This window comes from Acinetobacter sp. CY05 (assembly GCF_059515805.1).
This window is the reverse complement of sequence record NZ_JCAKMW010000001.1, coordinates 438,455-461,750: the sequence shown is the minus strand read 5'-3', so window position 1 is coordinate 461,750 and position 23,296 is coordinate 438,455. Positions and strand designations below refer to the sequence as shown.

General features: G+C 42.8%; 18 protein-coding genes. 5 read left to right on the top strand and 13 right to left on the bottom strand.

The window, feature by feature from the left end; genetic code table 11:
- Window positions 1-206, top strand: a 206-nt coding sequence (locus AC5YCD_RS02430) for a transposase family protein (RefSeq protein WP_496128521.1), incomplete at its 5' end; no start/stop codon positions are given.
- Here AC5YCD_RS02430 and AC5YCD_RS02425 read toward each other — a convergent pair.
- The 6 genes from AC5YCD_RS02425 to AC5YCD_RS02400 form a co-directional block, all read right to left on the bottom strand.
- Window positions 163-414, bottom strand: a complete 252-nt coding sequence (locus AC5YCD_RS02425) for a hypothetical protein (protein WP_496128538.1) — start codon at window positions 412-414, stop codon at window positions 163-165. The genes AC5YCD_RS02430 and AC5YCD_RS02425 overlap by 44 nt on opposite strands.
- 194 nt (window positions 415-608) lie before the next feature.
- Entirely contained in the window at window positions 609-3,248 is a 2,640-nt protein-coding gene (locus tag AC5YCD_RS02420; RefSeq protein ID WP_496128520.1) for a bifunctional aconitate hydratase 2/2-methylisocitrate dehydratase, read from the bottom strand.
- Between the two features lie 296 nt (window positions 3,249-3,544).
- Window positions 3,545-3,814, bottom strand: a complete 270-nt coding sequence (locus AC5YCD_RS02415) for a hypothetical protein (RefSeq protein ID WP_496128519.1) — start codon at window positions 3,812-3,814, stop codon at window positions 3,545-3,547.
- Between the two features lie 152 nt (window positions 3,815-3,966).
- Window positions 3,967-4,326 carry a hypothetical protein gene (locus tag AC5YCD_RS02410; protein WP_496128518.1) on the bottom strand — a complete coding sequence of 120 codons (360 nt, stop codon included), beginning with the start codon at window positions 4,324-4,326 and terminating at the stop codon, window positions 3,967-3,969.
- Between the two features lie 88 nt (window positions 4,327-4,414).
- Window positions 4,415-8,917: a translocation/assembly module TamB domain-containing protein gene (locus AC5YCD_RS02405; protein ID WP_496128517.1), complete on the bottom strand. Its 4,503-nt coding sequence runs from the start codon at window positions 8,915-8,917 to the stop codon at window positions 4,415-4,417.
- A 24-nt stretch (window positions 8,918-8,941) separates the two neighbouring features.
- Window positions 8,942-11,602 (bottom strand): autotransporter assembly complex protein TamA, encoded by a 2,661-nt coding sequence (locus AC5YCD_RS02400; RefSeq protein ID WP_496128516.1) that lies wholly within the window; start codon window positions 11,600-11,602, stop codon window positions 8,942-8,944.
- A 176-nt stretch (window positions 11,603-11,778) separates the two neighbouring features.
- On the opposite strand from AC5YCD_RS02400, the gene AC5YCD_RS02395 reads away from it, so the two are divergent.
- Window positions 11,779-13,098 (top strand): MFS transporter, encoded by a 1,320-nt coding sequence (locus AC5YCD_RS02395; protein WP_496128515.1) that lies wholly within the window; start codon window positions 11,779-11,781, stop codon window positions 13,096-13,098.
- 3 nt (window positions 13,099-13,101) lie between these two features.
- Window positions 13,102-13,737: a 2-polyprenyl-3-methyl-6-methoxy-1,4-benzoquinone monooxygenase gene (gene coq7, locus AC5YCD_RS02390; protein ID WP_496128514.1), complete on the top strand. Its 636-nt coding sequence runs from the start codon at window positions 13,102-13,104 to the stop codon at window positions 13,735-13,737.
- 34 nt (window positions 13,738-13,771) lie between these two features.
- On the opposite strand, the gene AC5YCD_RS02385 is transcribed toward coq7, so the two are convergent.
- The 3 genes from AC5YCD_RS02385 to AC5YCD_RS02375 all read right to left on the bottom strand — a co-directional run bounded on the left by AC5YCD_RS02385 (window position 13,772) and on the right by AC5YCD_RS02375 (window position 15,987).
- Entirely contained in the window at window positions 13,772-14,218 is a 447-nt protein-coding gene (locus AC5YCD_RS02385; protein ID WP_496128513.1) for a 2-amino-4-hydroxy-6-hydroxymethyldihydropteridine diphosphokinase, read from the bottom strand.
- Complete coding sequence (gene folB / locus AC5YCD_RS02380; RefSeq protein ID WP_496128512.1) at window positions 14,175-14,555, bottom strand: dihydroneopterin aldolase; 381 nt, start codon at window positions 14,553-14,555, stop codon at window positions 14,175-14,177. The genes AC5YCD_RS02385 and folB overlap by 44 nt, the downstream gene beginning before the upstream one ends.
- A 133-nt stretch (window positions 14,556-14,688) precedes the next feature.
- The gene (locus AC5YCD_RS02375) at window positions 14,689-15,987 is read right to left on the bottom strand and encodes an ABC1 kinase family protein (protein WP_496128511.1); all 1,299 of its coding nucleotides are present in this window, start codon (window positions 15,985-15,987) and stop codon (window positions 14,689-14,691) included.
- A gap of 282 nt (window positions 15,988-16,269) precedes the next feature.
- Between AC5YCD_RS02375 and AC5YCD_RS02370 the strand changes: the two genes are divergently transcribed.
- On the top strand, window positions 16,270-16,983 hold the full coding sequence (locus tag AC5YCD_RS02370; protein ID WP_496128510.1) for a glutamine amidotransferase: 714 nt from the start codon (window positions 16,270-16,272) through the stop codon (window positions 16,981-16,983).
- 3 nt (window positions 16,984-16,986) lie between these two features.
- On the opposite strand, the gene AC5YCD_RS02365 is transcribed toward AC5YCD_RS02370, so the two are convergent.
- Both AC5YCD_RS02365 and AC5YCD_RS02360 read right to left on the bottom strand, forming a co-directional pair.
- Window positions 16,987-18,918 carry a gamma-glutamyltransferase family protein gene (locus AC5YCD_RS02365; RefSeq protein ID WP_496128509.1) on the bottom strand — a complete coding sequence of 644 codons (1,932 nt, stop codon included), beginning with the start codon at window positions 18,916-18,918 and terminating at the stop codon, window positions 16,987-16,989.
- A gap of 114 nt (window positions 18,919-19,032) precedes the next feature.
- On the bottom strand, window positions 19,033-19,617 hold the full coding sequence (locus AC5YCD_RS02360) for a YceI family protein (RefSeq protein ID WP_496128508.1): 585 nt from the start codon (window positions 19,615-19,617) through the stop codon (window positions 19,033-19,035).
- Window positions 19,618-19,914: 297 nt separating this feature from the next.
- Between AC5YCD_RS02360 and AC5YCD_RS02355 the strand changes: the two genes are divergently transcribed.
- A complete protein-coding gene (locus tag AC5YCD_RS02355; protein WP_496128507.1) occupies window positions 19,915-20,439 on the top strand; it encodes a nuclear transport factor 2 family protein in 525 nt (174 codons plus the stop codon).
- Window positions 20,440-20,476: 37 nt separating this feature from the next.
- On the opposite strand, the gene AC5YCD_RS02350 is transcribed toward AC5YCD_RS02355, so the two are convergent.
- Window positions 20,477-20,692 (bottom strand): hypothetical protein, encoded by a 216-nt coding sequence (locus tag AC5YCD_RS02350; RefSeq protein WP_496128506.1) that lies wholly within the window; start codon window positions 20,690-20,692, stop codon window positions 20,477-20,479.
- 325 nt (window positions 20,693-21,017) lie between these two features.
- The gene (gene tkt / locus AC5YCD_RS02345) at window positions 21,018-23,006 is read right to left on the bottom strand and encodes a transketolase (RefSeq protein ID WP_496128505.1); all 1,989 of its coding nucleotides are present in this window, start codon (window positions 23,004-23,006) and stop codon (window positions 21,018-21,020) included.
- Between the last annotated feature and the right edge of the window lie 290 nt (window positions 23,007-23,296).

Below are 23,296 nucleotides of genomic sequence, written 5' to 3'. Positions count from 1 at the left end.
TAAAGAAAAAGAAGAATTTCCCGTTATTTAGTGTTGAGAAAAAGTACAATAAACTGATTGGAAAAATACGAGTTGTGATCGAACACATCAATAGTCAATTGAAAACATTTAGAATATTAAGTGAACGTTATCGAAATAGACGGAAAAGATTCGGTTTACGCATTAACTTAATTGCTGCACTGGTAAACCGAATAAACTTGCAATAACCACTTTCGCAAGAGGTCTAATAGTTAGCATTAATGATAAAAAACTAGTAGCACCTGAGACAAAACTCCCAATATATCCTATATTAATAATATAAGGTACTTGCTCATAAAAGCTAATCTTTGCATGAGAAAATAATATGATGGCAATAGCTGAATAGCTTATAAAACTAACTATTATGAGTATGCCTAGCCAAAATAATGTTTTCATAAATATAATAGCAACAATTGATCTAAGACATCTTACTTGCTCAAAAAAATCTACTCAAGATAATTATTTGATTTATTAGGAAAAATAAGGGCCGATTTCTCGACCCTTATTTTAAACTACTTTTTGCTCAAGAAAATCATAGATTTTCTCTTGTGCTAGGGAAAAGCCTTTCGGCTTTTCCTTATCCTAGCTTATTAAGATAATTGAGCAGCAGCAATTTTCTTAGTATCAACGTCTTTAGACGCGTCAGTATACGCTTCCATTTTGTCGAAGCTTAAGTATTGATAGATGTCAGCTGACATGCTGTCAATTTGAGCTGCATATTGTTGGTATTCTTCTGGAGAAGGTAATTTACCTAATACAGCAGCAACAGACGCAAGCTCAGCAGAAGCTAAGTAAACGTTCGCACCTTGACCTAAACGGTTAGGGAAGTTACGCGTAGATGTAGATACACAAGTTGTGTTAGGCGCAACACGTGCTTGGTTACCCATACATAATGAACAACCTGGCATTTCAGTACGCGCGCCAGCTTTACCATAGATGTTGTAGAAACCTTCGTCCATTAATTGACGCTCGTCCATACGAGTAGGAGGCGCTAACCAAAGACGAGTAGATAAAGAACCACCAGGAACTTTGTCTAGTAACTTACCAGCTGCACGGAAGTGACCGATGTTCGTCATACATGAGCCAACGAATACTTCGTCAATTTTCACGCCTTGAACGTCAGATAACAATTTCGCGTCATCTGGATCGTTTGGACAGCAAAGAACTGGCTCAGTAATAGTTGCTAGGTCAATTTCATACACTTTGGTGTATTCAGCGTCAGCATCAGCTTTAAGAAGTGATGGGTTCGCTAACCATTTTTCCATGTTTTCAACACGGCGCGCCATAGTACGAGCATCGCCATAACCTTCAGAAATCATCCACTTAAGCATAGTGATGTTTGAACGAAGGTATTCAGCAACTTTCTCTTCAGAAAGCGTGATCGCACAGCCTGCAGCAGAACGTTCAGCAGAAGCATCAGATAATTCGAATGCTTGCTCAACAGTAAGGTCAGTTTCCATTTCTGTTAAGTCGATCTCTAAGATACGACCAGAGAAGATGTTCTTCTTACCTTTTTTCTCTACAGTTAAGTCACCTTGTTGGATCGCAACGTAAGGGATTGCATGTACGAGGTCACGTAGTGTGATACCAGGTTGCATCTTACCTTTGAACTTAACAAGTACAGACTCAGGCATATCCAGTGGCATAACACCAGTTGCAGCAGCGAATGCTACAAGACCAGAACCCGCTGGGAAAGAAATACCAATTGGGAAACGAGTATGCGAGTCACCACCAGTACCTACTGTATCTGGAAGAAGCATACGGTTTAACCAAGAGTGGATAATACCGTCACCTGGACGTAGAGAAACACCGCCACGGTTCATGATGAAATCAGGAAGTGTGTGGTGAGTAGTTACGTCAACTGGTTTTGGATACGCAGCTGTGTGACAGAAAGATTGCATAACAAGGTCAGCAGAGAAACCTAGGCATGCTAAATCTTTAAGTTCGTCACGAGTCATTGGACCTGTTGTATCTTGAGAACCAACAGTTGTCATCTTAGGTTCGCAGTATGTACCAGGAAGTACACCTTGACCTTCAGGAAGACCACATGCACGGCCAACCATCTTCTGAGCAAGGGTAAAGCCTTTGCCTGTTGCAGCAGGTTGTACAGGCGTACGGAACAATGTAGATGCAGGTAAACCTAAAGCTTCGCGCGCTTTAGTGGTTAAGCCACGACCAACGATTAAGTTGATACGGCCACCGGCACGAACTTCGTCAAGAAGTACTGGAGTCTTAAGTTCAGCTTCAGCAATTTGCTCGCCGTTCTTAGATGCAGTTACTTTTGCCGCTGCGTGATCGATGTTAAGAACGATTTCGTCGCCCATGTTCATGTTTTGAACGTCGATCTCAATTGGTAACGCGCCCGCATCTTCCATCGTGTTAAAGAAAATTGGTGCAATCTTAGAACCTAAGCAGTAGCCGCCATCTTTCTTGTTTGGAATGTGTGGAAGGTCTTGACCGAAGAACCAAAGTACAGAGTTAGTTGCAGATTTACGGCTTGAGCCTGTACCTACAACGTCACCTACGTAAGCAACTTGGTTGCCTTTCGCGATCAATTCTTTGATTTGGCTTAATGGACCAACTTCACCTGGTTTTTCAGGGTTGATACCATCACGTTCGTTTTTAAGCATTGCATTCGCGTGTAACGGAATGTCTGGACGGCTCCACGCGTCTTGTGCAGGTGACAAGTCATCAGTGTTGGTTTCGCCAGTTACTTTGAAAACAGTTAACTTGATTTCAGTTGGAACGTCTGGACGGCTTGTGAACCATTCAGCATCAGCCCAAGATTGTAAAACTGCTTTTGCATTGTCGTTACCCGCTTTTGCTTTATCAGCAACATCGTGGAACGCATCAAATACAAGAAGAGTTTTCTTCAACGCTTCAGCTGCTAAAGCACCTAACGCTGCATCTTCTAGTAATTCAACTAAAGGCGCTACGTTATAACCACCAAGCATAGTGCCTAGTAAGTAAACCGCGCGTTCTTTAGACACTAATGGAGAAGTTGTTTCACCTTTTGCCAAAGCAGCTAAGAAAGCAGCTTTTACATAAGCAGCTTGGTCAACACCCGCTGGTACACGGTTTTCAAGCAAGTCAACTAAGAATGCTTCTTCACCTGCTGGTGGATTCTTTAATAATTCAACTAATGCAGCTGTTTGAGCGTCATCAAGTGGCTTCGGTGGGACTCCGAGTGCGGCACGTTCTGCAACGTGTTGGCGGTAAGCTTCTAGCACGGTGTTATTCCTCTTTTTTAAAAAATTATTTACGATTTCCTGCTTCTATAAAGCTTCGTAAACAATATGGACAGCAAAATTTTACTAAAATTCGAGTTAAAAGTTAATGCAAGTAAAGTATTTGTTTGTGATGCTCATTATTTTATATCTAAATGATGGCAAGATCGTTTAGTTGATGAGCAATTTATGCTGTTTAAAGCAACACAGTGTACTTTCCTTGAGCACTTTGCTTGAAAGATAGCCATAAAAAAGACAACGCTATGTTGTCTTTTTTGTTCAAAAAAATCCATTCCACCTTAGTGTACAGTACTTGCTTTTATATAGTGCTGAAAATTCGCCCGATCACCGACAAATTTCAAGGTAATTTCATCTTCATGCAGTAAATCTGACTGACAATTGGCAAAACAAATACTCACCAAGTAGCGGTTTTGGTGCTCATTGACGCAATCGCGCAAAATCACTCGATCACCACAGCTTAATACATAGCCGCCACCACCAATGACCATGACACTTTGATCGTCTTCAAGTAAAAAGTCATCATTATGTAAATAACCCACCACTTCCATGATGCCTCTCCTTATTGTTTTCATTATTCTATTTTTATATATGCTTTTCTGTTTTTATGCGAACACAGAATTGTTGCAAAGTTTATGTTAAGCAGCATGTGCTGGCCATAAATTGGCTTTGGATTAATATCAAGCCATAAAAAAACCGTTCCTTAGAACGGTTTATATTCAGGGATTTCATCAAATGGTGTGTTTTGACAACGCTCTGTCACTTGCGCACGAATTTTTTCACGCTGTACATCCGGCTGATCATTGATCTGCTCTGAAGGTAACTGATAAACCTCTTCAATAATTTCTAAGATAAATTTCTTGGTGGTTGGATCTTCTAACTTTTCAGCATGATCAATGGCTGCTTGCTTTTCAATTGCATTTTGACGATCCAACAAAATGGTACGTGCTGCATTACCCACGCTTTTGCAATAGCCTTGCCATTGTTGCTCAGGTGCAAGTGGGGCTTTTTCCGCACAGCCAGCCAATACAACCAGCGCAGTGAAAGCGAATAACTTTTTCATTACATCTCTCCTATTGCTGGCTATGATAATCGAACTACAAATGCTGTAAAGCCTACATGAAAAAAAGCCCTCAAATGAGGGCTGTTTTTTAAAATTTCCAGTGATAGAACACATCCACTGCGCGCTCTAAGGCTTGGCTGGCTTCTAAATACACCCGTTGATTCATTTGATAACGTAAAGTCAATTTATTGACTGGCGTGAATACGCCTACACCATAACGAATAAACAAATCAGGAGTAATATAGCCTGTCACTGATACTTGCGTATCATCGCCGGTACCTTGTGCATCAAGTGCCAAACCGCTTAAACCAAAGGTACGTCCAATTTGATTGGTTAAGGCACGTGTACCGCCTAGCCCCATACTAATGCCTGCTGCGGCAATGGTATTGTTTACATCAGATCTAAAACCTTCAGTTTGGCTAATACCACTGCTACCATCATTAATACGCCCCGTGATTAAGGCATTTAACGCTTCTTGCTCAGATAAGCCTGCATCATTATACACTTGAATATTCGGGCTAGAACCTGTACCGGTCACACGCACACCCACCGTACTGCCTTGTACCAATTTATTGGCATCAATATCCAAACTCGGATTGGCCAGTGGCCCATTAAAACGCGCGATGGCGCGGTTTAAATCTAAACTTTGCCCATAGGCTTCAATTTTTACCCGTTTCGAAACACCAATCGCACCATTGGCACGCATCGCGGTTTCTAAGCCGCGCTGTGATAAATACACACGACCAATTAACGGTATACGACTATCAAAGCCTTGGAAAATCACTTGATTTCCGAGTTGCACCATCACATCGGCACGAATATCCCAAGGTTTTGCCGCACGTAAAATGGCCAGTTGATTTTGTCCCTCACGCACAATGCGTACATCGGAGGAGACATTCACCACGGGTGCTGACGCTTCAGGCATAGAGATCAGTGCCCGTGGCACCTGTACCTCACCATTTAAGCTGACACGGCGACGGCTTGGCAGTACTTCTAAATTAATTTCAGGATCAATCACCGCGGTAATTAACGGTGCCTGACGAATCAACAGATCATCACCTTTGAGTTTAAGATGAATGCGCGGCTCGTCGCGCCAATCGACACCACCGGTCAGATGCCCCACACCTCGGCCACTGTTAAAGGCACCATTGATACTGGCTTGGTTTTGACGAATCGATGAATACAACTGAATATTATTTAAGTTGATTGGCAATGAGATCATACTAATTGCGCCATCTTTTAAACGTAGCTCACCGTTAAATTCAGGATCGGTTAAAGCACCTTGTACTTTACCTGCAAAAGATAAGGTCCCGCCAATAGAACGTACATCTTGTATAAACGGTTTTACGATTTTTAAATCGACTTTATCAAAAGCCACTTCACCACGCATGCTTTTACGTGCGCTATAGGGATCAATCACCACATTAGCATAACCGGTACCAATGTCTTGCGTTTTGACATCTAAACGTAGCTGTAAGCCTTCCGCCACACTTTTTGCCACCACAGCCACTTGTTCGTAGCCAATTTTAGAGGCTTGATATTGAGGATCTTCGGCATCTAAACCAATGGTACCGTTACGCGTGACTAAACGGGCATCTAGTTTGGGTTTTTGCCCTTGTGCCCAAGCCGCTTTAGCATAACCATTGACTTTACCTGTAATGCTTAACCCTTCTGGCATAAAGGCCGCAAAGTCATTTAAATCCACGTTTTGTGTGCTTAAAGAGACATTACCTTTGCTTGGGCTGACGATGAGCGGTTGATCAACACACAATTGACTTTGTTGACTCATCCAACAATGTGCCCCAACCAATAGCTCTTGTCGGGCATTGTTATAGATCACTGCTGCGGATTGACGTTGTATTAACCGAGTGCGGTAGGAGTTAAAATCCCCTTGTTGAATTTGGCCCAACCAATCATTATTTTGCTTAAAACCACCAGCCAATTGCACATAAAAAGTACTCAAACGATTTTTGGCTTGAACTTTTAATACATGTGCATTGTATTTACCGCTTAAGTTAATTTGGCCAGTTTGGATTTCACGACCACCAGCACGTAAACCCTGTAGGCTAGCAGTTAAAGACGTTGGGGTGGTCGTTGAGGTTGGTAATTCACCTTGCAACCGCATTTTTTGAATGCTGATGGCATCATTAAAGGCAAAACCATCAACAGCCAAATTGGCAGTGGCTTTAAGACGAGGTTGGGCCTGCACATTTAATTTGCCATAAATACGACCACGCAAACCTGGATATAATTCATATAAAGCCGGTGCATCAATACTTAAACTTAAGTTTTGTGCATTGCCTGTGGCCTGAACTTGGTTATTGGCGTAGGCCAGATAAAAATTATTGGCTTCAAATTGACTCGGTAGCAAGCCACTTTGGTCATTCTTGAGTAAAATAGATAAATTGCCCTGCCCACGTAAGGGCTTGGAATTCAGCTGACCGGCCAGATTTAAGTTTTGTACTTGAATCTTTTTGACTTGCTCTGTCCATGTACCTTGGGTGTTTAAACGACCTGACACATCGCCTTTTAAACTTGCGACAAAATACTGCGGTTTAAAATGATTTAAACTGGCATTGATATTCCAGCTTAAAGTGTTGGCTAAATTCACCTGACCATTGGCTAAAATATTGCCCGCAATACCATCATGCTTAAATTCTTTGATATTTAAAAATTCAGGGGTGCCTGAAACTTTAAATTTTAGCCCGCCTTTGGACACAGCCAAGTGACTCGCATCCAAATCACCTTCATAATTGACTGCATAGCCTTTAAAGCCACCACCGGCTTTTTCATCATGGAAGATTAATGCCGCTGTGCTTTGCCCAGTTAAACGTACCGTTTCATTTTGTGCAGTTAAATGCCCCAATAAATTGATTTGATTGAGTTGAATAATATGCTGATTGGGTAAGGCGTAGCCTTGTGCGCGCACCTGACCATTTAAACGATCTACAGGTGCAGCGCTGGCCAAGGTCTGGGGATTAAAATCTTCTGCGTTGAGGTCTGCACGCCACTTGAGCTGACGTGTTTCATCGGGCAAATCCACCACGGCCTTGCCACTTAAACGACTGCTGCCTGCTTGATAATTAAAATTTGGCACCGTTAAAATGTTGTTTTTAAAATTGAGCTGCGCTTGATAATCACCCGTTGGCAAAAAGCCATTATCATTATGTTTAACTTGGGTGCCCAGCTCAATATTTTGTTGACCCTCTAATAAAGTCACCTTGGCCTGACCTTGTTCACTGGCCAGCCAACCGATATATGGCACTGCGCGATCAATCTCACGCCATGCTATATTAAGCTGCATTGGATTAGGTTTTTTCGGCTGCTCAGGTTTTTGATCGAGCTGTACATGCCATTTTTCATAACGATCAAAATCCACATCGGCAGTTAAATGTAGACCCTTGTCTAAGCTACCTTTGGAGGCGATTTGACCATCCAAACTCGGGGGTAAGAAATCCCGAATAAACTGTGGAATCACAGGATCTTCGGGATTCAGTTTATCCATACGACCGCTTAAATCCCAAGTGACTTGATCTTTCCAACTGACCACACCACCTAAATTAAGTGCGCCTTGCATGACTTGACCATTTAAATTATGAATATCAATTTGATTGACAAAATCGGTATGCATAAGGGCGCTGTATTGCCCTTTTGGAATGTCAGTACCGCTTAAATCGGTATTCAGATTAATATCAAAGCCGTGTGCATTGCCGTTAAATTTGGCTAAACCGTCTTCAGCAAAAAGTTTTTGCTCAGTTAAAAATGGAAAATGGTAGTTTTTAAATTTGAGCGCACCATACATGGGCACATCTTGACGTACCGGATGCACCACAATCCAGCCAGTGAGCAAATCTGGATTGCGTGTCGCCACACCAGCTTGAATACTGTCGAGCGAGCCTTTGGCAACCACCTTAATGTCATGAATATTTAAGCTATCATTTAAAGCGGGTAAATTAACATCGGCAATGGCATCAATCGGGTAAGTGCCCTGAAAATCCATACTCCCTGTGGCATTCTTCACCAAGAGATAGCCCATACTGACACTGGTGTCTTTAAATTCGAGTTTGGTATCACTCCACACCGCATCATTTAACACCGCATCATAAAAATTAACTTTGCTACCGCCTGCAGTTTGAATCAATAAATGATCTAAATCGGCATGGTCAAGCCGCAGTACAAAAGGCAAACGAATGTCGCTAAACTTAAACGGCTCATCACTCGGCGGTTTTTTACTGATGATTTGCAGATTACGCACATCGGCACGGCTTAAATGAATTTCTTTATTTAAAATGGCACGCCAACCCAAATTCACATCGGCACGATCAATTTTAACATCAACACTGGCCAGATTGACCCAAACTTGACGCAAAATCAGACCGCGCCACAAATTACCACCTTCGTATTGGTAGCTGATAATCTGTTGTCGCTCTAACACCCGATCCAATAAGAACTTACTACCGGCATTGGTGGAAAACATCACCACAAGTGCTGCTGCCAACAGTAAAAAAATCAATAAAATCGAAACGATGATATTACGTACAGTATTACGCTGCTTTGGCGTCACCTGCGCCGCTGGTTCTAAGTCTGGCATAATGTTTTTTAGGTACCTAAGCCGTTATAATGCAGAGCCAATAAAGAAATGGATTCGAATTGGGTGCCCATCATCTGAAATCCCCGAAGCGACATCAATACGAATTGGACCAATTGGCGAGGCCCAACGTACCCCTACGCCCACGCCGTATTCTGTGTCGTTGCTAAAGTCTTTGTCGTAGGCATTACCAAAATCACTAAATACAGCCGCACGCCAACCGTCTTTAAACTGATAATTATATTCGATTGAACCAATCCCCAAGGCCTGACCACCCACCTTATATCCACCCTCTACAGGCGATAAACTCTTATAGTCAAAACCACGAATACTTTGGTCACCACCGGTAAAATAACGCAGGTTATAGGGGATGTCCTTAAATTCATCGACAAAAATATAACCGGCTTGGGCACGCCCAACAAATTGATGGTTGTCGTTATTACCCCATGAATACAAGCCATGCCATGTGGCATTTAAAATGGCAATATCGGTGTCGGTGAGTAAGCTTTCACTGCCCACTTCTGCTTTATAGGTTTGTTTGAAGCCTTTGCTCGGATTGACACGGCGATCAGATATAGTTTTAGACGCTTCATACCCAAACAGCAACGACTCTTGTTCAGGACGTGATAAAAATTGTGCCCATGTATCTTTGCTAGTATCTTCGCCTACAATGCCTTTTTCGGTTAAACGATCTAAACGATAACGTGTCCCAAAGGTATGTTGCCAACTGCCGCGTGGATTTTTAATAATACGATCGGCACCGAGTACCGCCGATTCAATGATTAAACTACCTTGGGTTGCAACATCATTGCGCTCTTCACGCTCATAGCCGCCCACCAAGCTAATATAGTCATTTAATGGATGGTGATACGGAATACTATAACGACCATCAATAGATTGACGGATTTCTGACAATTCTAAGTTGGCATCAAAGGCATGCCCACGTTTATTGACAATGGCACGGCGATATTGACCACGAAAACGCGCCCCGGTATCGGTACCATAACCGACACCAGCTTCAATGGTGTTGAGTTGATCGGCATTTAACGTCACCAATACTGGGATTTTTTGCTCTGCACGTGCTTGTTCACGTAAACGCTCTTTTTCAACTTGTTGAGTTTGTTGCTGGCTGCGTAAGCGAGCTAAATTCGCTTGATCTACACCCGCGCTAGTTCCGGCAAATTGATTTTCATCAACCACACTTTGCGTCACCTCTTCAGTAGAAGCCAGCTGTTTTGGAAGGTCAGGATTGAGCGGCGCTACAGCAAGATTTTCTGCATCAACCAAAGCTTGTAAGTCAGGCGCTAGTTCCAACTGTTGTTCTAGCGGATCAGGAATAATCGCGTCGACTAAGGTGTAGTTAAAATAACGTGAGTTGGTTAAGTTGGTTGCCAAGTTATTGATACGCCAGAAGGCATAATCATCGCCATCTTGCCACAGTACCATACTCTCTAATACATCAAGATCTAGAGGAAACTCTTTACTTGGATCACTCATCTGAAATACAGGTTTGGCCAGTTGATAACGCTCACCAGTTTCATAACGTAAGTGAATATCAGCGGTATCTTGTGGCTGTGCGACTTTCACATCATGTAACCGCCAATAGGCATCGAAATAACCATTATTGCTGGCAGCAGTCGTGATGCGTTCTTTGGTATTTTCATATTTGCCATGATGAAAGATGTCACCTTCTTCCAAATCGGGTAATACACCGATTACCCTAAATTGTGATTGCTGCGCACCTGCACCACTAAATTCGATATTTTGACTATTGACTAACACAGGCGCATTGGGCGTAACTTGCACTCTAACCTTACTGTTATCAATACGATCAAAACGAAAATCGGCTTGATAAAAACCCACCGCTTGCGCAGCTTGGTTGGCAAGCGTACGTAACTGCGGCAAAGCTGAGGCAAAATCAGCAAAGGATTCTTGGGTAAAACTCGACAGTTTAGCTTCGATATTGGTTTCTAGGTTTTCTAAAGCTTGGCTATAGGCTTGTGAGGTTAAGCCTTGTGGAGGCTGCTGTGCGATAATCTTTACATCAGCACTAATACGCGGCACTTTTGCTGTGGCAAATTCACGTGGCGGACGTACTTTATACAACAAACGCTTAAAGAAACCGGGTTGCTGCATATCTTCAGGTTCTAAACTCTCTAATGCACTCACGTCGCCAATATGCGCGCCCGTCGCATTGGCTTGCACGACAATATCACGATCAGCTTGAATGCTTTGCATTAAGCGATCTACATTGACTGGTGCTTGATTAATTTCTGCAATTTCTTGTTGGGTTGCCTCTGTGATAATAAATTCTTGGCTTTCTCCAGCGCGATACGCAAGTGCCTCTTGTTTGGCTTGTTCAGCCACTTGGTAAATCTCACCCACTAAATTCGGGTCAATCGGCTCAATCGGCAGCGCCTCTAAATCTTCAAAACTTAATGCATTTGGAAGATGAGTTTGGGTTGGATTGGATGGAATCGCGTGCTCAACATCAGGGACATGAACTTGGGGTAAGGCAATTAGATCTACGTTTTCGGACTTGAGTTGTGACGTAGCATTGCTTAAGGTAGCTACATCAGCGTACGTGCTATAAGGTAGCATCAGCATGCCACAAAAAAGTGAGCGCGATGATAATGCAGACAGACTAAGGCTAAGGACTGACTTCTTAAATTGAATTCTGGCACGCATATACAACTCAAAGTTTAATTATTTATCATGGAAAAATCAGCCTATACGCTGGCACACACAACGCATGTTATGGATTTTTCATTAAATCAAGAAAAAAATATCATACATGATTTTGCTTTTAGATAAACATCACGCTCACATTTCTTCACTGAATACACAGGATTTCACCCTGATCTATGTCAAACCGTCCTTCTTTACTTCGTGATCGGCGTTTCCTGCCGATGTTTCTAACCCAGTTCTTTGGGGCTTTAAATGATAATGTCTATAAACAGGCGTTATTGTTGGTCATTACCTATGGTTTGATTCAACAGCAAAGCGCAGCGATTAGCACCTTAAATAACTTGGCTGCCCTACTATTTATTTTGCCGTATTTTATTTTTTCTGCGACCGCAGGCCAAATGGCCGACAAATACGAACGGGCACAGTTGGTCCGTTATTTAAAGCTGCTTGAAATTGTGATTATGCTACTTGGTAGTGCCGGCTTTTTATTGGGCAATTTATGGCTACTGCTGTTGGCATTATTTTTAATGGGTACCCATTCAAGCTTCTTTGGGCCAATTAAATATGCCATTTTGCCAGAAGTATTAAAGTCAGATGAATTGATGTCAGGCAATGCGCTGTTTCAATCTGGTACCTCGATTGCCATTTTGGTGGGTATGATCTTAGGCGGTGCGGTGATTGCCAGCTCAGCTGGGAACTTAGTTTGGATTAGTATCACCGTCATCATCATTGCCTGCTTAGGCTATTTAAGTAGTCGTTTTATTTTAAAGCAAAAGATCTCTGCGCCTGATTTGCAAGTCAATTGGAACTTTTTTCGAACCAGTGTAGACACCCTACGCTATGCTAAAAGTTTACCGCTTATTTTTACCATTTTATTGGGTAACTCTTGGTATTGGTTTTATGGCGCGACCTATCTCACCCAAATCCCACAATTGACTCAAGAGAATCTACATGGTTCGGAAAATGTCGTCAGCCTACTGCTGACTTTTTTCTCGGTCGGGATTGGACTAGGTTCGTTGTTGTGCCGAAAAATTGGTGGCACTGAAGTGAATATTAAAATGGTGCCTTTGGGTGCGATTGGTTTAACCGTGTTTGCTTTTTATTTAGCCGCCAGCTTGACTGCTGTACCTGAAGTGACAGGCGCACGTTTAGGTGTCATGGATTTATTTACTCATGGCGCCAGCTATTACCATGTCATGCTCAGTGTGACGTTATTGGGGATCAGTGGTGGTTTTTATATTGTACCGCTCTATGCCATGATGCAGGCCTATTCACCGCGCTCACATCGGGCCCGTGTGGTGGCGGCAAATAACATCTTAAATGCCGTATTTATGGTGTCTTCGGCAGTTTTTTCGATTATTATCTTGAGTATCCTTAAAATTGATATGCAAATTTTGTTTTGCATCACCGCAATCTTAAGCGCGATTTTTAGTCTGTGCCTACTTAAACGTTTAAAGCGCTTATTGACCCACACAGCACCCACCTTGGAGGATTAATTTATGCGTCACTATAGCGGCGTTGACAAACTTATTCATTCGTTTGACCAAGCCTTGCGTAGCTTAGTTCCTGGGGCCACCTCTGCACAGCGTCGTAATCCTGCACAAGATACCCAAGCACCCCTAGCCGTCACTGAGGCACGCCATGTTGCAGGTTTAATGCGGGTGAATCATAGTGGTGAAGTCTGTGCCCAAGCCTTGTATCATGGTCAAGCACTCACTGCCAAACTACCAAGTGTACGTTTAGAGATGCAACAGGCCGCAGCAGAAGAACAAGATCATTTGGCATGGTGTGAAGAGCGCTTAAAAGAACTCGATAGTCATACCAGTTTACTCAATCCTGTCTGGTATAGTTTATCTTTTGGTATGGGAGCCTTGGCAGGTTTAGCTGGCGACCGTTATAGCTTAGGTTTTGTGGCAGAAACCGAGCGCCAAGTGAGTTTGCACCTAGAACAGCATATTCGTGAGTTGCCAAGTCAGGATCAACGTTCATTTAAAATTTTACAGCAAATGAATATTGATGAATTACAACATCGTGATACAGCCCTTGAAGCCGGTGGCGTGGCTTTACCTTTGCCGGTGCGCATCAGCATGACTGCGATTTCTAAACTCATGACCAAAACCAGTTATTATATTTAAGCAAAAGCCCGCCTACAGCGGGCTTTTTTAATGCTTAGAGCTGGCTTAAATCAAAAGCCACCTGCGGATAAGGATGCGCTGCATGCCAAAATGCAGGATGTGACCATAGCTGTTGCAGCGGAATTTTTACATCTAAAGCCAGCGGCAATTTTTTAGGATTAAATTGCATCTGCTCTAAATGATTACCCCATGCAATTAAATCAATATCTAAACTAATTTTATGCGAAGGACGTACCCGACCTGAAGCCAGCTCCATGGCTTTGAGTTGTTGGTTCAAATCTGTCACAGCCACAGTACTGGTTAGTAGACAAGCCGCATTCCAATAATCAGTACCAACCCCGTCACGACATGGAATTAGAAAAATACTTGAACAATGAAGTGAACCAAGCTGCTGCAGCTGGTGATACACACGACGAAAATGCTGTTCAGGTTGATGATTACTCGCCAGTGCGAGGGCGAATATCGTGTCGGTGGCGTTCAAGACGAATCCCTACTGAATGGGCTTGCGCGATAATGGCAGGCTTACGAATCGTGATTTTAATCGATTCAATGCTTGGATAGGTAGTAAAAAGCGCATCAATGACCAATTTTGCAGCATGTTCAATGAGTTTTGGTGCAGCATTTACAATCACTTGCGTAGCAATGTCACAGATTTCGGCATAATTTAAGGTATCCACCAAGTCATCTGACTCACCGGCTTGGGCTAAACAGGTGGCAATCTCTAAATCCAGCATTAAAGGTTGCTGAATTTGACGTTCCCAGTTAAAACAGCCCACAACAGTTTCGACTTTTAAGCCTTCAATTACAATTGCATCCATGATGTTGCCTATTTGATGTCAGCTAGTAAAGCACCTAGTTTAGCTTGAAATCCAGTCAGACCCTAATATAAAACTTAGGCTATTGACAGGTGAGCTTAAAAAAAGACCTCATGTGAGGCCTTGTTTTTGCAGCTTATTGTTTGAGTAATACATTGGGATCGAGCGTTTGTACCATTTGCAAACGTTGATCGGCATAAATATCGGTATAAGGTGCCAAGACACGCATAAAACGATCAAAATACAACATTTGCTTGAATAAGAGAGCAAAATCACGCGGGAAACGGATGCCATGACGCTCACCGACTGCCACCATATCCAACATAATATCGTTTAAGTCAGCAGGGTTGCTATTCAGGACTTGCTGTGGGTCCGTCAACATCACCCCACCAAATAAGCGCTCTAAGTCTTGGGCTAAAACTTGGGTATCAATTTGATGTGCAGTCATGCCCATTTTGAGCATATTTTCTGCCATCAGTTGATAGTCGGTGTTTTGTAAAGCATCCATAAAGGCCATTGATGCAGTCCATACTTCAGGATTGAGCTGACCGACAATCCCAAAGTCAATAAAGCCAACGCGACCATCTTCAAGCAGCATTAAATTGCCAGCATGCAGGTCGGCATGGAAACTCTTACACAGCATTAAACTACCAAACCAAGTATTCATGGCAGTAATCAACACTTGCGATGGATCATCACTCACGCTTTTGACCACCTCAAAATCCGTCAGCGGTACACCGTATAGACGCTGCATGGTTAGCACACGGCGGGTAGAATACTGATGATAGACTTTGGGTGCTGTGGCCTTTTGATTTTGGGTAACATTTAAGTAGTTAACAAAGTCATCTAGGTTTTGCGCTTCTTCAATAAAATCAACTTCGCGTACCATACGTACTTTGATTTCTTCGACAATATCGGCCAGTGAAGCGAATTTCACTTTAGGCACCGCTTTTTCCAGCAGTTTAGTCGCCAAATGTAAGACGTTTAAGTCGGTATGTAAAATGGTATCTACACCCGGTTTTTGTACTTTAATCACCACATCTTCGCCGCTGACTAAACGTGCTGCATGCACTTGGGCAATGGACGCTGAAGCCAATGGTATTTCGTCAATTGTGGCAAAAATTTCGTCTAGACGCCGCCCAGCAAACTCCTCTTCAAGCACCCCTAAAATATAATCAAAGGGTAAGGTTGGCGTTTGGTCTAAGCAGCCCTGAAATTCTTCGACATATTCGCGTGGAAATAAGGACGGCGTACTGGCAATAAACTGTCCCAATTTAATATAGGTGGAACCTAAATCTTCAAAGGTTTCCCGCATTAATTTGGCATTACTTGGTCGGTCTTTGGCATATTTAATCCCGGCTTTGGCTGCAATCACAGCCGTTTCGCCCATACGTGCCACAGATCGCAAACCATCTAACACAATCTTTTTTTTCATAATGTCAGCGTCAAAGGTAATAGAGTTGGAGTTTAACAAAATTAAATCAATATACGTATTATTGTGCCTGACAAAGCCAAAAGTCCAAGCTGAAATTTACATTTTAAATACCCGAACTTAAGTTTTGTTCGACTTAAAGCTAAATCAGCTGGCTGTCTAAAAGACAATGAGAGGCATAGGCTCACATTTAACCCAATATAATGAGTAATTTTTTTCTAAAGCTTCACGCCATACAAACTTTTATTTTATAGTGATAAATTCGCTTTGTGCCAAGGACCCTTTATGTTTGCTGCCGATTTTCCAGATACTGTATATGTGATTCAACATCTTGCCTTTGAAGATTTAGGCGCATGGGAAGATGTCCTTTATAGCTTGGGTTTACGGGTACGTTATGTTGAAGCGGGTGTCGAAGATTTAAGCCGTGCGCTACAACATACAGGCTTAACCATCATTTTAGGCGGACCCATTGGGGTTTATGATAGCGATGATTATCCTTTTTTACAGCAAGAAATTGAGCTTTTAGCACAACGTTTGGCTGCAGGTTTACCCACTCTAGGCATTTGTTTAGGCGCACAGCTGATTGCACATGCCTTAGGTGCCAAAGTCTATGCAGGGCCACAAAAAGAAATTGGTTGGTCCAAACTCACTCTTGCAGCCGTTGCCAATAATCCACTTGCTGCACTCAGCAACAGCGAAGTATTACATTGGCATGGTGACACCTTTGATTTACCCGCAGGTGCCACACTCTTAGCCAGTTCTGACGTATATCCACATCAAGCCTTTGCTTATGGTCAAAACATTTTAGCTCTACAATTTCATGCTGAAGTCGCCAGTGATAGTTTAGAAAAATGGTTAATTGGGCACACCTGTGAGTTACGCCAAGCCAAAATCAATATTGGGTCTTTACGGGCTGATAACCACAAATTTTCGCTGCAACTTGAAAACGCATCTCAGCAGGTGCTATTACAGTTTTTACAACAATTAAGCACGGATTAAATCTTACAGCACACCATTGCCTAGCACTAAACCTTCACGGCGTGGATCAACCCCACCGCTATAGCGACCATTGGCCTCACGACGAATGGTCGCAATGCCGCTGGTTTGTGCACCTTGATTGATGCGATGCCCTTTGGCTTGTAGTGCAGCGACCAACGCCGTTAAATCCAATTGCGTATTAGAACCATCAATATTGGTAGTGGCCGAATTGTTGGCACCAAAGTTAACTAAGTTAGCAGCTTGCTGTGGATTGAGCTGCCAATCTAAATCCGCCACCAAGCTTTTGACTACATATTGAATAATTGCGGCACCCCCCGGTGAACCTGTCGCTAAGTAAAACTGATTATCTTTAAACACCAGCATCGGGGTCATGGTACTGCGTGGTCGTTTATTGCCTTCTACCCGATTGGCAATCCATTGGCCAGCATTATCAATTGGATGCGCGGCAAAATCAGTGAGTTGGTTACTGAGTAAAAAGCCATCTACCATATGATAAGAGCCCATACTACCTTCAACCGTAGACGTGACTGAAGCGACGTTCCCGTAAGCATCCACAATGGTAAATTGCGTGGTGCCATGTTCAGCTGTTGCCATCACGCCTTGCTGCAGGCCAAAATCCCCTGCTGGAGCGCTGCCCATTGAATAATCTAAGTCAATATGCAAACTACGGCTGCGTAAATAATTGGTATCTAATAAGCTGGCTAGGCCTTGTGCAGGCAATGGTATAAAGTCAGTGTCTGCCACGTAGCGGTCGCGGTCAGCATATGCCAAACGCTCAGCTTCACTGATAAGGTGTACCGCTTGTGGATGTGGAATTCCCCCATCGCCATTGCTGGCACTAGGTAGATATTGACTTAAATTATAATGACTTAAAATCCCTAAGGTTTGCGCCACCGCAATACCACCTGATGAAGGTGGCGGCATACCACAGACGGTATAACCACGATAATCACTACACACCGCTTCACGCTTCATGGCTTTATAATCGGCTAAATCATTCAGGCTCATTAAACTTGGAGTGATTGGAGTTTGTGCAGCATCATCACCTACGCTTTGCTGGGCTTTAGCCACCAAACGTGCCGCGATGGGTCCTTGATGCAGTGCATTAGCCCCTTGCGCGGCAATAGCTTCAAGAGTCTGAGCATATTCGGGATTGGTCATGCGCTCTCCCACAGCGCGTGGGCTGCCATCTGGATGGAAAAAAGTCCGCATGGCATTGCCATCTAAAGCCAAATTATGGGCATTGCTTTGAATTGCAGCCGCCAAACGTCCCGGAATTTTAAAGCCGTCTTCTGCTAAATCAATGGCCTCAATATATAAGTTTTTCCACGGCAATTTGCCATGTTCTTGATGCGCCAATTCAAACATCCGCATGGTGCCAGGTACACCAATCGAACGACCACTGCGTCTTGCACTCGGTACAGGAGCAGGCGAATTGGCATCGGTTTGATCTTGGCGGCTTAAATAATAAGGTGTGGCTAAGGCTGGTGCTGTTTCACGGCCATCATAAGCACTGACCATTTGAGTGTTGGCATCAAAATACAGCATAAAGGTACTACCTGCGATGGTACTCGATTGCGGCTCAACCAAGCCTAAGACTGCTTGTACCGCAATGGCTGCGTCTACGGCGGAGCCACCAGCACGTAAAATCTCACATCCTGCCTTGGTCGCCAGAGGTGTATTGGCCACCACCATATATGTATCTGCTGTTTTGGCTGTTAAACCCGCCCGATAGCCTGAAGCCGCTTCAGGCGCTGCTGGGTCACCCACCACATCTGAACCCACAATGACATTTTGTCCATCTGCATTTTTACTCTGACAACTTAAGGGGTTGGGATCAACTTTTAAGGTACTGCGCGGCTGATCATCGTCATTACACGCGCTTAACAATAGCACTGCACTACAGCACAGCGCTAAGTGGCTTTTTTTTGGCATAGATGCTCCATTATTCTTATGATCGGTTTGCTTTTATTGGTATTACATTTTGATCATAAAACAAAAGGCATAAAAAAAGCACCCGAAGGTGCTGATTTTTAAACTCTAAACTGTTTATTTCTGAGCGGGAACAGTGGCTTCTGTGGTGATATTTACAGTAATTTTATCGCCGACATTCGGCACATATGCGCCTACACCAAAATCTGAACGCTTAAATGAAGTAGTGGCATTAAAACCAATCGCAGGTACTTTTAACATACCATGTTCACCTTGCTTGTTCAGTACAGCGTCCAATACCACCGGCTTGGTGACATTTTTAATGGTTAAATCACCGGTGATTTTGTACTTATTTTTACTTAGTGCTTGAACTTTTGTACTTTTAAACGTGATGTGTGGATATTTAGCAGCATCAAAAAAATCAGCGCCTTGTAAATGCTCATCCAATGCTTTGACGTTGGTATTGATGCTTGATAACGGAATACGTACATTCACCGAGGAATTGGCTGGCTTATTATTATCCACCACAATCTGACCTTGAATATTACTAAAGTTACCTGATGGTGTTGAAAAACCAAAATGATCCCATTGGAATACAGTTGCAGTATGCGTTGGGTCAATAGTGTAAGTGACTGGTTTAGCAAGCGCCACACTGCCTAAAGATGCAACGACTAAGCCCAATGCCAATGTTTTAAATTGCATAATTTATCCCTCATTTGAATGATTTATAATGTAAAGCAATGCGTAATTTTTACATCACTAAAGATAGAACAGTTTGTTGCACACATAGAACGGTAATTTTGTAATTACTTTATTTTTCATTGTCTTTAGCCGTGTGCAAAACAGCTTCTATGTGCTTTTGAAAACACCAAGCCACGATACACAAACATTAAGCTAAGCTTTGTCTTATATTTGGGATTTTAAAGCCCAAAATCAGCTCTTTTCTTCTTGTGCAAACGCGTTAATCTATTGGTGATTGTTTATCCAACAGGAATCAACATGAGCACACCACAACAAGCCATAGAAAAAGCACTGCAAACCAAAGCAGCTAAAGATGTCGTGCTGGCCTTTTTATACAACACTAGCCCAGATTTAGTCACAAATGCTGCAGCACAGCTGGTGGCCCAAGATGCCATTTACAGCTCATTGAATTTTAATAACCCAGAGTTGAAACAAATCGAACCATGGACTGGCACATCAACAGGCCGTGCAGTATATGTATCGACTTTTTCCAATGTCGGTACCTACTGGCATATTGATGATTTTCAAATTACAGATATTTTATCTGAAGGTGAAACGGTCGCCGTATTTGGTCAATTTACCTATACTTCAGTACACGCCAACATCACCTTTAGCTCGCCTTTTTCAATTAAAGCGACAGTTCAAGATGGCCTCATCACCTATTTCCAGTTTATGGAAGATACTTATGCCTCTGCGGCCTCTTTTCGAGTATCAGGTGAATGGGAGATCCAACAACACGCAGATTCCAGCAAAAATTTTAAAGTGTCTGCCCATACAATTTAATGACCAATAAAAAAAAGCCCTCAATTGAGGGCTTTTTTTATAACTTTTCTACCAAGATTCGGTCGATCTGCTTTAAACCCGTGTGTTTTTCACGGTTTTTACGACGAATTTTAATCACCTGATCACTTTCCAACTCTTGCAACAACAGTTCAACTGCTACCATCGCCTCAAGCGCTAAATCTTGACCAATCCACTTCTGCTCACCGGCATCCATGAGAACAATTTCATCATTAATTTGTTCATACAAGCTCATATTTTCCTCACTTCGGTGTCTATACACCCTGTTCAATGAATACTTCATGAAACTGGCAATACTATAAACGGATCTAGAAAAACTGCCACTGCAATTTTACATCTATATGATTACAGACAAAATAAGGAATTGCTTCGCTCATTTAACTATCAAAAAAATCACTTAAAGCCTGCTAAGGCAAGCATGAAGGCTTCTTTTTTAGAGCAAAATCGTGCTTACGCGATCAATTTTATACCCTTTATTTCAGCATAAAAAGCGCTCAGCTTTAGTTTTCAGCTGACATAAAAAAACGCCTCATCTGAGGCGTTTTTTAACACTGAGCTGATTAAGCCGTGATTTCTTTGACCGCTGCAACAACCGCTTCAGTAGTAATACCAAAGTGTTGGAACAAATCTTTAGCTGGTGCAGATTCGCCGTAAGTCGTCATACCAATCACACGACCATCTAGACCGACAAATTTCCACCAGTAATCTACGTGAGCCGCTTCTACAGCAACACGCGCACGAATATGAGATGGAAGCACCGCTTCACGGTAAGCCGCATCTTGCTTCACGAATTCTTCAGCACATGGCATAGACACCACACGTACACCTTCAAGCTGTGCATATGCTTCCATTGCCAATGCCACTTCTGAACCTGTTGCAATAATGATGGCTTTGAGTTCACCTTTTTCTTCAGCCAATACATAACCACCTTTCGCCACATCTGCAATTTGTGCTTCTGTACGGGTTTGGAAGGCTAAGTTTTGACGAGAGAAGATCAACGCTGTTGGGCCCTCAGCACGCGTTAAAGCAGATTTCCAAGAAATCGCTGCTTCAACCGTGTCACATGGACGCCAAGTGTTGAGGTTTGGTGTACCACGTAAAGATGCGATTTGTTCGATTGGTTGATGTGTCGGACCATCTTCACCAAGACCGATTGAGTCATGCGTGTAAACATGGATTACACGTTGTTTCATCAATGCAGACATACGTACTGCATTACGTGCATATTCCATGAACATAAGGAACGTTGCAACGTAAGGAATAAAACCACCATGAAGTGCTACACCGTTGGCAATTGCAGTCATACCAAATTCACGTACGCCATAATGTACGTAGTTACCTGCAGCATTGTCTTGAACGCCTTGCGCACCTTTCCAAAGTGTAAGGTTAGAACCTGCTAAGTCAGCAGAACCACCTAAGATTTCAGACAGCATTGGTGCAAATGCTTGAATCGCATTTTGGCTTGCTTTACGTGTAGCAATGGTTTCCGCTTTTGCATTCACTTCAGCGATATATGCATCTGCTTTTGCCACGAAATCGCTTGGTAATTCGCCAGACAAACGACGTTTAAGATCAGCTGCTTCAGTTGGGTATTTCGCTTCGTATTGCGCAAATACGTCATTCCAAGCTGCTTCAGCAGACGCGCCTTTTTCTTTAGCATCCCATGCTGCATACACATCAGCAGGAATTTCGAATGGACCTTCAGTCCAACCTAACGCTTCACGTGTTAACACGATTTCGTCATTACCAAGCGGTGCACCGTGGCAATCTTCTTTACCTTGTTTGTTTGGTGAACCTAGACCAATAATCGTTTTACAGATAATGATGGTTGGTTTTTTAGTTTCAGCTTTAGCTTCTAAAGTTGCCGCACGTAAAGCGTCGCTATCATGACCGTCAACTTTAAGCACTTGCCAACCGTAAGCTTGGAAGCGTTGCTCTGTATCGTCAGAGAACCAGCCTTCCACTTCACCATCAATTGAAATGCCGTTGTCATCGTAGTAAGCAATTAATTTACCCAGACCTAAAGTACCTGCCAATGAACATGCTTCATGCGAAACACCTTCCATTAAGCAACCATCGCCTAGGAAGCAGTAAGTAAAGTGATCAACAACGCTAATATCTTCTTTGTTGAACTGCGCTGCTAAGGTTTTTTCAGCTAAAGCAAAACCAACAGCGTTGGCAATACCTTGACCAAGTGGACCTGTGGTTGTTTCAATCCCCGGTGCATAGCCCAATTCTGGGTGACCTGGGGTCTTAGAATGCAATTGACGGAATGCTTTTAAATCTTCAATAGAAAGATCGTAGCCCGTTAAATGAAGTAATGCGTATTGCAGCATAGAACCATGACCATTTGACAATACAAAACGGTCGCGGTTCGCCCAATTTGGGTTGCTTGGGTTGTGGCTTAAAAATTCACGCCAAACCACGTCAGCGATATCTGCCATCCCCATTGGCGCACCTGGATGGCCTGAGTTTGCTTTTTGCACAGCATCCATTGCTAATACACGAATTGCGTTGGCAATACGACGTTCATTCAGTGGGGTCGTCATAGGTCAGAGTCCAAATTATCTGTTAAAAAGAACATGAATCAAAATTCAAAACTGCGGTATATTGTCTTAAAAAAATGCCAAGGGGTAAAGCCTTAGCCTCGAGTTTTCAAGATTTATTACACTGATTAAAAGTCATTATGGTTGCAAATTGCCGTTTTCCAAGGCGTAACTGACAATTTTTAACCTAAAGCTTAAACCTCAACTGAACAAAGCCGACTTTTATTGATTATTTTTCACTCCAAAAACCCCACTATGCTGAATTTTATTCATGTTGAATACCAGAAGGTGAA

Excerpts from the sequence above, each read along its gene's own strand:
- AC5YCD_RS02400 (WP_496128516.1), bottom strand. The coding sequence starts at position 11,602 with ATGCGTGCCAGAATTCAATTTAAGAAGTCAGTCCTTAGCCTTAGTCTG.
- AC5YCD_RS02415 (WP_496128519.1), bottom strand. The coding sequence starts at position 3,814 with ATGGAAGTGGTGGGTTATTTACATAATGATGACTTTTTACTTGAAGAC.
- AC5YCD_RS02370 (WP_496128510.1), top strand. The coding sequence starts at position 16,270 with ATGTTTGCTGCCGATTTTCCAGATACTGTATATGTGATTCAACATCTT.
- AC5YCD_RS02365 (WP_496128509.1), bottom strand. The coding sequence starts at position 18,918 with ATGCCAAAAAAAAGCCACTTAGCGCTGTGCTGTAGTGCAGTGCTATTG.
- AC5YCD_RS02375 (WP_496128511.1), bottom strand. The coding sequence starts at position 15,987 with ATGAAAAAAAAGATTGTGTTAGATGGTTTGCGATCTGTGGCACGTATG.
- AC5YCD_RS02395 (WP_496128515.1), top strand. The coding sequence starts at position 11,779 with ATGTCAAACCGTCCTTCTTTACTTCGTGATCGGCGTTTCCTGCCGATG.
- coq7 (WP_496128514.1), top strand. The coding sequence starts at position 13,102 with ATGCGTCACTATAGCGGCGTTGACAAACTTATTCATTCGTTTGACCAA.
- AC5YCD_RS02405 (WP_496128517.1), bottom strand. The coding sequence starts at position 8,917 with ATGCCAGACTTAGAACCAGCGGCGCAGGTGACGCCAAAGCAGCGTAAT.
- AC5YCD_RS02355 (WP_496128507.1), top strand. The coding sequence starts at position 19,915 with ATGAGCACACCACAACAAGCCATAGAAAAAGCACTGCAAACCAAAGCA.
- AC5YCD_RS02425 (WP_496128538.1), bottom strand. The coding sequence starts at position 414 with ATGAAAACATTATTTTGGCTAGGCATACTCATAATAGTTAGTTTTATA.
- folB (WP_496128512.1), bottom strand. The coding sequence starts at position 14,555 with ATGGATGCAATTGTAATTGAAGGCTTAAAAGTCGAAACTGTTGTGGGC.
- tkt (WP_496128505.1), bottom strand. The coding sequence starts at position 23,006 with ATGACGACCCCACTGAATGAACGTCGTATTGCCAACGCAATTCGTGTA.
- AC5YCD_RS02410 (WP_496128518.1), bottom strand. The coding sequence starts at position 4,326 with ATGAAAAAGTTATTCGCTTTCACTGCGCTGGTTGTATTGGCTGGCTGT.
- AC5YCD_RS02360 (WP_496128508.1), bottom strand. The coding sequence starts at position 19,617 with ATGCAATTTAAAACATTGGCATTGGGCTTAGTCGTTGCATCTTTAGGC.
- AC5YCD_RS02350 (WP_496128506.1), bottom strand. The coding sequence starts at position 20,692 with ATGAGCTTGTATGAACAAATTAATGATGAAATTGTTCTCATGGATGCC.